Raw genomic sequence first — 10,280 nt, 5'->3', positions numbered from 1 at the left:
GAGTGTAGCGCCCGACCGGCGCTGAACCCATGACAATCGGGGGCCATGCCAGCAACTTCCGCACCCACCCTCGCCTGCCGCCCCGGCTGTGCGGCCTGCTGCATCGCTCCTTCGATCAGCAGCCCGATGCCCGGTCTGCCGAACGGCAAGCCAGCAGGCGTGCCCTGCCCGCACCTGGACGATGCTTTGCGCTGCCGACTGTTTGGTCTGCCCGAGCGGCCCAAGGTGTGCAGCTCCCTGCCGCCGAGCGCCGAGATGTGCGGCGACACACGCGAACGCGCGCTCCATTTTCTGGAGCGCCTGGAGCAAGCCACAAGACCATGACAAAGGCCCGCACAAGCGGGCCTTGAACAAACAGCACTGCGAAACAAGCCTCACCGGAGGCGAATGCCCCACCCAGCACACGCCGTGGAACCGGCTCCGCCGGGCCACAGGGCGTGGTCCCCCCTCAGGGGGGAAGCCGCAAAGCGGCGCAGGGGGTTACTGTTTTACGGCTTCGACCTGCATCACCAGGCGAACGCTCTTCGGGAAGCCCCAGTCCACGCCGTAGTTCACGCCGAAGGCGGTGCGGTCGATGGTGGTTTCGAAATCGCCACCGCAAACTTCACGCTTGAGCATGGGGTTCTCGTAGCAGGCGAACTGGTTGGCCTTCATCGTCACGGGCTGGGTCTTGCCGGCGATGGTCAGGTTGCCTTCAACGGAAGCGACCTTGTCGCCATTGAACACAAACTTGCTCGACACGAACTGCGCCTTGGGGAACTTGGCGGCGTCGAAGATTTCGGGGCTTTGCAGGTGCTTGTCGAACATGGCGGTACCGGAGTTCACCGATGTCATGTCGATGCTGAGGTCGACTGAGCCGGTCTTGGCGGCCTTGTCGAAGCTGACCTTGCCTTCTTTCTTGTCGAAACGCGCGCGGTTCACGCTGGCGCCGAAGTGGCCGATCTCGAAGGTCGCGAAGGTGTGCGTCGGGTCGATCGCGTAATCGGCAGCCTGGGCGATGCCGGCGGTGGACAGAACGGCGGCCGCGGCCAGCAAGGTCAGGGAAGTGCGCATGGATGAACTCCTAGGTTCGGGTTGGTGGAAAGAAACGGAAAAGCGCCGAAAAGCTTCCGGCGCGCGGGTATCTGGTCAAGGGCCCCGTGGAACTGGCTTTGCCAGGCCACCAGGGCCGTCCCCCTTGGGGAGAAGACGCACAGCGGCGCAGGGGGGGTTACAACTTGTTCACGCCAGTGAGCGCAATCTTGAATTTGACTTGAACTTCGTCGGCCACCATCGAGGTGTCGGCCCACTCCTTCTCGCCGATGCGGAAGGTCAGGCGCTTGATCGGGAAGGCGCCGGTGGCCGTGGTGGTGGCGCCGTTCTGCGCCAGCGTGACGGGCATCACCACATCGCTGCTCACACCCTTGATGCTGAGCTTGCCGGTCACCTCAAACTTATTGGCGTCCAGGCGCTTGATGCTGCTGGAAGTGAACGTCGCCTTGGGGAAGGCCGCCACGTTGAACCAGGTGGCCTTGGGCAGCTCGGCGTTGGCTTCGCGGCTGATGTCGGCACTGCCGGTGTCCACCGTGAAGGCGATCTGGCTGGTTGCCAGCTTGGCCGGGTCAAACGCCACCTGGGCGCTGAAGGTCTTGAATTTGCCGTCCACCGGCACGCCCATCTGGCGGCTGGTGAATGCCACCTCGCTCTGCGCGGGGATCAGTGCCTGCTGCGCCTGGGCGCCCAGCGGGGAGAGGCTTGCGGCGACCAGCGCCAGGGACAACCAACGGGTGTTCATATGTAGAGATTCCTGGAAAACAAGGATCAGCTGCGACCAAAACCGATGCGTTGCAGCAGGCTGTCGCGGTCGATAAAGTGGTGTTTTAGCGCGCCGCCGATGTGCAGCAGCACCAGGGCGGCCATGGCGAAGGCCGAGATCTGATGCAACTCTTTCAGCACGTCAGACAGCGACTCGCTCACCGGCACGAAGTCGGGCAACTGCCACAGGCCGAACAGCACGATGGGGAAGCCGGCGGCCGAGCTGTAGGTCCAGCCCAGCAGCGGCACCGCGAAAAACAACGCGTACAGGCCGTGGTGCGTGGCGTGGTGGGCCATGCGCTGCCAGGCCGGCATCGCGGACTCGATGGCCTTGGGCAGCGGCGGCGGCGCCGCCATGAGACGCGTGAGCAGGCGCACCGCCGAGAAAGTGAGCACCAGCACACCGGCCCACTTGTGCCAGCTGTAATACTGCAAGCGGGCGGGCGAAAACGGCAGGTCGGCCATGTACAGGCCCAGGGCAAAATTGCCCACCAGGCCCAGGGCCAGCAGCCAGTGCAGCGCGCGGGCCAGCGGGTGATAGCGGGTGACGGAATCTTGAGACATGGCGGCAGTGTAGGGAGCCCCTCGCGCGCCAAGGGTGAAATGCCTTGAAGCCTTCATTCAAATATTTCGAACGAACTTTGCTCGCCCGTTCGGATCACCCACCCCTTCGCTGGGTCTCCTCCTACAATGCGCCGATGCCCGCCACCGCCCCGCCCGACCTGCTGACGCTGTATCCGGCATTGGGCGCGCTGCACCCGCTGCTGGCCCGGCTCACGCCCATGACCGTGCCGGCGGGCACCCGGCTCTTCCGCGAAAACGATCCCTGCCAGGGCTTCCCGCTGGTGCTCGTCGGCGAGGTGCGCGTCTCGCGCAGCGCCGCCAACGGCCGCGAGCTGGAGCTCTACCGCGTGACCCCGGGCGAGATGTGCCTTGTGTCCTCTGCCGGCCTCTTCGCCGACCAACCGCTCACCGCACACGGCGTCTCCACCTGCGACACCACGCTGTGCCTGCTGTCGCCGCCCGATTTCCACGCCGCCCTGGGCAACGAGGCCTTCCGCAGTTATGTGCTCGGCCTGTTCGCCGCCCGCATGGCCGACCTCACCGGCCTGATCGAAGCCATCGCCTTCCAGAAGCTCGACAGCCGCCTGGCCAACGCCCTGCTCGGCCACGGCCAGCAGCGCAAGACCACCCACCAGGCGCTGGCCGACGAACTGGGCACGGTGCGCGAGATCGTCACCCGCCTGCTGCACCGCTTCGAGCGCGACGGCCTGGTCGAGCTCTCACGCGAGAGCATCACCATCCGCGACAGCGCCGGGCTGCGCGCGCTGGCAGCGGGACAAGGCGGCTGAGCGCCGGCACCGCTGCTGCGCGGGGCCGCGGCGGCGCCCTTCAAACGCGTGCTGCGCTCGATGCCGCGGTGTTGGGCATGGCCACCTGCGGCGCCGGCTGAGTGTCGCGTTCTGGCGCTGGGACCGCCACTTGGCTCGTCGCGCCCATGGCCTGCGCTTCGGCCCAATGCCCCTGTTCGCTCCGACCCAACGCCGACTCGACCGTGAATTCCCGCAGCGGCGGGTAGGCCTGGCGCAGGGCAATCGTGCTGCCGTCCTTGCTCAGGTAGTAACCCTGGACATCGCCCTGCCCCGCAAACCGGGTTTGCGCCTTGACCGCCGCGGCGGCCAAGGTGTTGATCTGCTGCTCGCTCATGCCCAGCTGGGCCAGCTTCGGGCCGAGCTGGTCTTTGAACTGCTGGGCCTGTGAGGTTTGCGAGGGTGTGGGCTGGGCGGCTGCGGCTGGGTGGTCATCGGGTGCGGCTGGCTGGGGTGCGGCGCGCTCGCCGCTGTGCCAGGCGCGGTCGGCGGTCGTTGGTTTGTCGGGGAACTGGGCGTCTTGACCCTGTTCAACGTTGGGCTTGATGGCGCGGGTGTGTTCACTCTCTTGCAGCGGCGGTGTTTCGGGGGCCTTGATCGTGGGCAGTTTGACGGGATCGCCATGGGGTTTGCCGTTGACGTGATTCAGCCGGGACACTTCGTAGTTGGCATAACCATATCTCTTGCCCTGCTCATCCGTGACCGGGTGGCCTTGACAAGTGGTTTCTGACTCAATTTGATCACCGCTATAAACGGTTCGAACCAGCTTCATGCTTTCCTGGTCGTACCAGACCGTCACCCGTTTTCCGTCGATGTGGCCCTCTGCTGTAAACACATAGGGGTTGGTGGGGTCACGCTTCGGCACCAGAATCCGGCGCGAATCGTTCCGGTCAGTTTCGGGGTAGGCATGGTCCTTTGAGGAGGGCTTAAGGGGGTCGATGTGGCCAGGACGCAGGTGGGTGTTGAACAGCATCGCCACCTGGGTGTTGACGCCGCTGGTCGACAGCGATTCCATGCCGGTGCTGGTGTAGGTCGCCCCCGAATGCACCAGCCCGAACACCTTCCATTGGGCGCGCCCCGATTCGCTGGCCGACAAGCTGGGGAATTGGAGGTCGATGCCCGCCAGATCGCGGTTCCACTCGCTGACCACGTCCACGTGCGGGCGGTAAGACGTGTCGGCCTTGGCCACAAAGGCCTTGATCGCCGCGTCGCGGTACTGGGCCTCGAGCCAGTTGCCGGGTTGGTGGCGCAGCATGTTGCCCAGCATCTCCTTGTCGGCCTGCCACAGGGCCTGGTTCCGGGCGGACCGGCTGGCAGCGTCGTTGCCGGTGTAGACCTTCTCGATGTACGTGTAGTTGATGTCGTGGTTACGGGTCACATCGTCCAGGAACCCGACGGGCGGCACACCCCAGTCTTCTGCGCTGAGCGTCTCACCCGGTCGCAATGCCCGGCCCCCGGCGTAGTTGGGGCCGGCGTACATACCGAAACGGGGTACAAGACCGCCAGGGCCCGGGGCGGTGGGGCGAGTGGTCTCGCTCATGGTGTTTCCTCCTCCTGCTTGCTTGTTGTTCTATCGACGCGAATTTTTAAGGCTTCAGACTTTCAACGTTGGGCCACTGCACGGCTTGCACTTCACGGGTCTTGATGCGCACCAAGGAGAACACGGGGACGGTCCTTTCCGTTTTCGCTGCCCCACGGTGCTCGTCGGCCCAAAGCCAATGGTCACGTTTCAGACCATTCACGGGTCCCCGAGGAAAGGTCGCCTGCACCCCGGAGAGCGCCACGGCCAACAGGCCTGCCCGATCCATGTCGGCATCGGAGACCTGGGACGGTTTCGGCGAGAAGAACGCCACGCGCGTCGCATGGGGTGGCTGCAGGTCCACCAGCCGAAGGTTGCCCGCTCCGGCCAGAATGCCCTGCGTTGGGTGTTCGGCGTACACCCGCCCAAGCCCTTCGGTCACGCCAAAAAATTCTCGGTCGACGGCGCGCCCAGTCTTCACGTCGTACGCCACGTCCCCGACGCCCGCACGAACAGCCTGCAAATCCTTCGCCCAAAAACCATCGTCCTGTGCCATGAACCGAATCACACGGCCATCCAGCGAGTAACGCGGCCCTGAGAGCGCGTTGATGAAATGCACCTTGGCCGTCTCGGTGTGCAGCCCGGGAACCAGGTTGCGCTCTTCATCGGTCGCGGGCCGGTAGCCAAACACCGAGATGCTGCCGATGCTGCGTCCGCTGGCCAGACGGGCCTGGTGGTGGCTGCGCCAGTACAGAATTTCCTGGTCGTCGGGGCTGAAGTTGGGGCGGCTCACGCCGTGGACCGGCAGCAGCTTGATGGGGCCGTACACGGTGTCAGCGCCCGCCGCGGCTTTCACCTCCATGGTCGCCAGCTGACCATGGCCGATGTTCTCTTTGCAGTCGGGTTGCTGGCAGGTGGCCACACCAAACACCAGCGTCTTGCCGTCGTGGGCGTAGCTGGGGTACTGGTAGCTCTTGCCCTCTTCCTGCCCCGGCAACAGCCGCCAGCGCTGGTCGGCCATGCGGTATTCGACCAACCGGCAGTAATAAATCGCACCGCGTCGGTTGCTGCACAGGTTGACCACCATGTGCTGGCCATCGGGGTGAAAACGCGCCTGCACCGGGGTCCAGCAGATGGACTGGGGCAGTGCAACGGCGCACTCGTCATCGCTGGCAGGCGTCGGTTGGCTGACGGGAGCCATCGGCCCGCCGAAGTTGCCAAAGCGCGGCACGGTGGGCGCGCAAGCAGACAGGCCCAGCACAGCGGCGAGCAAGAAGACCCGAACGACCCAGCGGGTCATGGGCAAGGGAGAAGCGGTTGATTGCACGTGGTCACCTGGAAAAACACGGGGAGAGCTCCGGGATCATCTGGATATATGGACAGCCGTCCATCCCCCAAACAAGGTAGGCGGGCTCGGCGCGGCGCCCATCGGGAGCGCCACCCACAGTGTGACCGCGGTCACAGACTGGTCCTGCGCAAACCCGTCCAATGCACCCAAGCCCTCCGCCAGGCCCTCCGGCCAGCGGTGGCCCCAAGTCCCTTTCACTTCACTGGAGCACTCACATGACCAAAAACGTTGGCGGCGTCGACCGCACCCTGCGCATCGTCGTCGGCCTGGCCCTCATCGCCGCCGCAGCCACCGGCAACATCGGCCTCTGGGGCTACGTCGGCGTGGTGCCGCTGCTCACCGGCCTGATGGGCTGGTGCCCGCCCTACGCGATGCTGGGCTTCAACACTTGCAGCATGAAGAAGTGATCCCCCCGGGCTGTCCGACCCGGGACAGCCCGCCTGCCCTCTCCGCGCGACCATGTCGCGCTCAGCCGCGCACCCCGACGCGGCACAGGAGACACTGCATGCTCAACATCCCCTCGCTCAAGAACACCGTCAGCGCCGAAGAATGGCAGCTGCGCTGCGACCTCGCGGCCTGCTACCGGTTGGTGGCGGCCTACGGCTGGACCGATCTGGTCTTCACCCACATCAGCGCCAAGTTGCCCGACAGCGTGACCGGCGGCGAACACCAGTTCCTGATCAACCCCTACGGCCTGATGTTCGACGAGATCACGGCGAGCAGCCTGGTCAAGGTCGATATGGCCTGCAACAAGCTGATCGACTCACCCTTCCCGGTCAATCCGGCCGGCTTCGTGATCCACAGCGCGGTGCACGAGGCGCGGCCCGAAGCCCAATGCGTGCTGCACACCCACACGCGCGCTGGCGTGGGCGTGAGCGCGCAGAAGGCGGGCATCCTCCCCATCAGCCAGCAGAGCACTTTTGTGCTGGCCTCGCTGGCCTACCACGGCTACGAGGGTGTGGCCTTTCGGCCCGATGAGAAGCCGCGCCTGCAGGCCGACCTGGGCAAAGCCAACTTCCTGGTGCTGCGCAACCACGGCCTGCTGACCGTGGGCACCTCGATCCCCGAGGCCTTCCTCTCCATGTACACCTTCGAGAACACCTGCCGCATCCAGATCGACGCGCTGGCCGGTGGCGGTGAGCTCACGCAGGTGGACCCGCGCATCCTCGCCGGCATGGCCGAGGTGATGAAGATCGCGACCGCGGGCCAGGGCGCACAGCTCGCGTGGCCGGCGCTGCTGCGCAAGGTGGAGCGGCTGGACCCGGGCTACAAGACTTGAGGATCCGCCACGAACCAAGCTGGATCCAAACCTTCGTGGCGCATGGATTCGTGGTCCAGCAGCGGAGGAAATGGCACGTGGCCTTCGTTGCTCAGGTAGGCCACCGCCATCCCTGCAAAACGATGGGCGTAGTCCTCCTTGACCCGACTGTTCTTGCCCTTCCAGGTCTCGACGTCGCTTCGGTCGAAATCCACGTGGTGACCAACCTCGTGCAGCAAGGTGCGAAACAGCACCGTATTCCGCATGGATTCGGGTGTCTGGTGGACCTCGTAACCGCGCCGCGTTCGCTCAACCCGGTGACCGTCGGCTCGCAAACGGTCCAGCTCCGCACGCCCGTCCGGTCCTTGCGATCGGTTCCATCGAACCATGCCGGGGCGCTGTGATTCGATGATCACCGCGGCGCCATGTTGTTTCCTGAATTCATACCAAAACACCGCTCGCCCCCAGACTGGCCTCAACAGGCGCTGTTTGCTGCTGGGATGACGGAAGACCACGAATTCGAGGTCGCGCACAGACGTCGCGATGGCGCCCAGCACACGACATGCGTCGTCCACCGAACAGGGATAGAAGTACCTCGGCGGTGTCGGCTCGACGATGAATCGGATATCCCGCTCACCGATGCGCCGAGTCAGCACCACTGGATCTTTCAACCGCTCAAAGAACACGCGCTCATCCCCGGCTCGCTCAGGAATCTTCATCCGGTTGTCCTGCCCTTGTCCGTGGGCTTTGGTGCCCACATGCCGGTTGCGCCGTCCCGGGTTCCAACCAGGCCTCATGAACGTTTCCTCGGCCTCTTGACCATTTGCCGACTCTTTCCGATCAGGTTCAGCAGCGCATTGGCCTGTTCGTGGTCTTCATCAGCGTTCGCCACTTCCAGGCGCTCCCGAACGGGCGCCATGGAACGCTGGGTGTGTCGACCTCCCAGCAAGTCCATGACGGCAAGCCAGTACGTGGCATCTTCCCGCGAGCGCTGACAAGTGGTGCTCGGATCGGCGTCCAGGACGCTGACCAGTGCAGACCAGGCTGCATCCCTGTCTTGTGGAACACCCCAGCCAAACAGATGGCACAGGCCCAGCTGCAAAAAAGCATCGTGGTCGCCCATCGCCGCGGCCCGCTGGTACCAGTTGAACGCCGTTCTGGGTTTTCCGAGGTCCCGATAAATGGTGCCCAAATTGAACGCCGCCGAGGCATCTCCTTGGGCGACCGCTCTCTTCCCCCAGGCAATGGCCTGATCAAACGCTGGTGAAACGTCCACGGCGCTGCTCAACAAACGGCTCATGGCGGCCTGTGCACTGGCGTGACCCTGCTCTGCAGCAGCCTGATACCACCGCAGCGCCGACTTCGCCTTCGGTGCGATCAGCACCACGCCGGTTGCATCACAGGCACCCTCTTCATACCAATAGCCCAGCATCCACTGGGCTTCGGCTTCGCCACGAGCAGCGGCCAACTTCCAGCTTTTCATATCCGAACGGGTCAACGTGTCCATGACCGCATCGTAAAGCGGGCCGAGGCGGTCGCGGTGAGAGGTCTGATGTCGTCGAGGAGCTTCAGAACCCGTCCGCGTAGCGCTCCAGCTCCCACCCGCTGACCTGCTGCGCATACGCGTCCCACTCGGCCTGCTTGAGCGCGAGGAACTGTTCGCAGAACGCCGTGCCGAGGTCGTCACACAAGATCGCGTCGCTGCGCAGCGCGGCCAGGGCCTCAAACAGGTCGCGCGGCAGGCGCGGCGGCATGGGCTGGTCGCTGGCCTGTCGCTGGTAGAGGTCTTCGTCGCAAGCGTCGGGCGCAGGCAGTTCGCGGTGGATGCCGTCCAGTCCGGCGGACAGCGTGGCTGCGAGCGCGGCGTACACGTTGCACGACGGGTCGGGCAGGCGCCATTCGATGCGGCCGGCCACGGTGCGCACGAGGCAGGTGCGGTTGTTGTCGCCCACCGTCTTCCACACCGGCGACCAGGTGGTGCCCGAGGCGCTGGCGCTGCTGGCCAGGCGCTTGTAGCTGTTGACCGTGGGCGCGCAGAGCGCGGCCAGCGCGTCGGCGTGGTGGATCAGGCCGGCAGCAAACTGGTGGCCCGCCGTGCTCAGGCCCAGCGCACCGGCCGGGTCGGCCATCACCGCATGGCCCTGCGCGTCGGTCAGGCTGATGTGGAAATGCAGGCCGCTGCCCGGCGCGCCGGCCAGCGGTTTGGGCATGCAGCTGAAGGTGGTGCCGTGCTGCTGCGCCACCGCCTGCGCGGTGAGTTTGAAGAGCTGGTAACGGTCAGCAGCCGCCAACGCTTCATCGTGCCGGTAGTTGATCTCGTACTGGCCCACGGCGTCTTCGTGGTCCATTTGCTGCAGCTCGAAGCCCAGCGCCGTGAGGTGACGGCGCATGTCGTCGAGGAAACCGAAATTGCGGTGGATCGCCTTCAGGTCGTAGGACGGTTTGTGAAGTCGGTCTTCACCGTCGGCCACGCCCCAACAGCCCTGCGCGTCTCGCTTCAACAGAAAGAACTCCGGCTCGATGCCGACGTGAAAGGCCCAGCCGCGTTCGCGCAGTCGATTCAACTGGTGCTTCAGCAATTGCCGCGAGCAGGTGTCCAGCGGCTCACCACCCGCGAAGCCGTCGCACACCGCGTGCGCCACGCCGGGCATGAAGGGCAATGGACGCAGGCTCTCAGGCACCACGCGCCCGTAGTACTCGCCGCGCGCGCCCATGCGCGGCAGGCCCGTGCCCCAGATGCTGGGGCCGGCAAAACCCGCGCCCGTGGCCACCGCGTCGGGCAGCGCTTCGAGCGGCACCAGCTTGCCCTTCGGCACGCCGTGCAGGTCGGTGAAGGTGGTGAGGATGGAGTGGATGCCCTGCGCGCGCAAGGCACCCATGCGCTCGGTCAGCGAATGATCAGCGGCTGTGCTCATACGGGTTCGCATTCAAGCGCAGAACAAGGCGGGAGCCGCAGACAGTGCTTTAGCACGGCAAGGCGAACCAACGCCG

12 protein-coding genes are annotated in these 10,280 nt (G+C 65.3%); 4 read left to right on the top strand and 8 right to left on the bottom strand.

Going from position 1 to position 10,280, the window contains the following annotated elements; translation table 11 throughout:
* Window positions 1-45: 45 nt before the first annotated feature.
* Entirely contained in the window at window positions 46-324 is a 279-nt protein-coding gene (locus tag B0E41_RS13345) for a YkgJ family cysteine cluster protein (protein ID WP_077331644.1), read from the top strand.
* A 156-nt stretch (window positions 325-480) separates the two neighbouring features.
* On the opposite strand, the gene B0E41_RS13340 is transcribed toward B0E41_RS13345, so the two are convergent.
* From B0E41_RS13340 to B0E41_RS13330, 3 genes are all read right to left on the bottom strand, one after another.
* A complete protein-coding gene (locus B0E41_RS13340) occupies window positions 481-1,053 on the bottom strand; it encodes a YceI family protein (RefSeq protein WP_077331643.1) in 573 nt (190 codons plus the stop codon).
* A 157-nt stretch (window positions 1,054-1,210) separates the two neighbouring features.
* The gene (locus B0E41_RS13335) at window positions 1,211-1,774 is read right to left on the bottom strand and encodes a YceI family protein (protein ID WP_077331642.1); all 564 of its coding nucleotides are present in this window, start codon (window positions 1,772-1,774) and stop codon (window positions 1,211-1,213) included.
* 26 nt (window positions 1,775-1,800) lie between these two features.
* Entirely contained in the window at window positions 1,801-2,358 is a 558-nt protein-coding gene (locus B0E41_RS13330; protein ID WP_077331641.1) for a cytochrome b, read from the bottom strand.
* A 134-nt stretch (window positions 2,359-2,492) separates the two neighbouring features.
* Between B0E41_RS13330 and B0E41_RS13325 the strand changes: the two genes are divergently transcribed.
* Entirely contained in the window at window positions 2,493-3,146 is a 654-nt protein-coding gene (locus tag B0E41_RS13325; RefSeq protein ID WP_077331640.1) for a Crp/Fnr family transcriptional regulator, read from the top strand.
* Window positions 3,147-3,186: 40 nt separating this feature from the next.
* On the opposite strand, the gene B0E41_RS13320 is transcribed toward B0E41_RS13325, so the two are convergent.
* Window positions 3,187-4,704, bottom strand: a complete 1,518-nt coding sequence (locus tag B0E41_RS13320; RefSeq protein ID WP_143433825.1) for a hypothetical protein — start codon at window positions 4,702-4,704, stop codon at window positions 3,187-3,189.
* Between the two features lie 46 nt (window positions 4,705-4,750).
* Complete coding sequence (locus B0E41_RS13315) at window positions 4,751-5,983, bottom strand: hypothetical protein (protein WP_077331638.1); 1,233 nt, start codon at window positions 5,981-5,983, stop codon at window positions 4,751-4,753.
* A 263-nt stretch (window positions 5,984-6,246) separates the two neighbouring features.
* Here B0E41_RS13315 and B0E41_RS13310 point away from each other — a divergent pair, with 263 nt between their 5' ends.
* Complete coding sequence (locus tag B0E41_RS13310) at window positions 6,247-6,438, top strand: DUF2892 domain-containing protein (protein WP_077331637.1); 192 nt, start codon at window positions 6,247-6,249, stop codon at window positions 6,436-6,438.
* A 98-nt stretch (window positions 6,439-6,536) separates the two neighbouring features.
* The gene (locus B0E41_RS13305) at window positions 6,537-7,310 is read left to right on the top strand and encodes a class II aldolase/adducin family protein (protein WP_077331636.1); all 774 of its coding nucleotides are present in this window, start codon (window positions 6,537-6,539) and stop codon (window positions 7,308-7,310) included.
* Here the strand turns inward: B0E41_RS13305 and B0E41_RS13300 are convergent.
* The 3 genes from B0E41_RS13300 to B0E41_RS13290 form a co-directional block, all read right to left on the bottom strand.
* Window positions 7,298-8,008 (bottom strand): hypothetical protein, encoded by a 711-nt coding sequence (locus tag B0E41_RS13300; RefSeq protein WP_077331635.1) that lies wholly within the window; start codon window positions 8,006-8,008, stop codon window positions 7,298-7,300. The two genes, B0E41_RS13305 and B0E41_RS13300, sit on opposite strands and share 13 nt — an antisense overlap.
* 74 nt (window positions 8,009-8,082) lie before the next feature.
* On the bottom strand, window positions 8,083-8,796 hold the full coding sequence (locus B0E41_RS13295; RefSeq protein WP_171984758.1) for a tetratricopeptide repeat protein: 714 nt from the start codon (window positions 8,794-8,796) through the stop codon (window positions 8,083-8,085).
* Between the two features lie 61 nt (window positions 8,797-8,857).
* The gene (locus B0E41_RS13290) at window positions 8,858-10,204 is read right to left on the bottom strand and encodes a type III glutamate--ammonia ligase (RefSeq protein WP_143433823.1); all 1,347 of its coding nucleotides are present in this window, start codon (window positions 10,202-10,204) and stop codon (window positions 8,858-8,860) included.
* Window positions 10,205-10,280: the final 76 nt, after the last annotated feature.

The sequence above is a fragment of the Hydrogenophaga sp. A37 genome (assembly GCF_002001205.1).
In the GTDB taxonomy this organism is placed as follows: domain Bacteria; phylum Pseudomonadota; class Gammaproteobacteria; order Burkholderiales; family Burkholderiaceae_C; genus Hydrogenophaga.
Note: the sequence above shows the minus strand (reverse complement) of the source record. Positions and strands in the feature narration are given on the sequence as shown.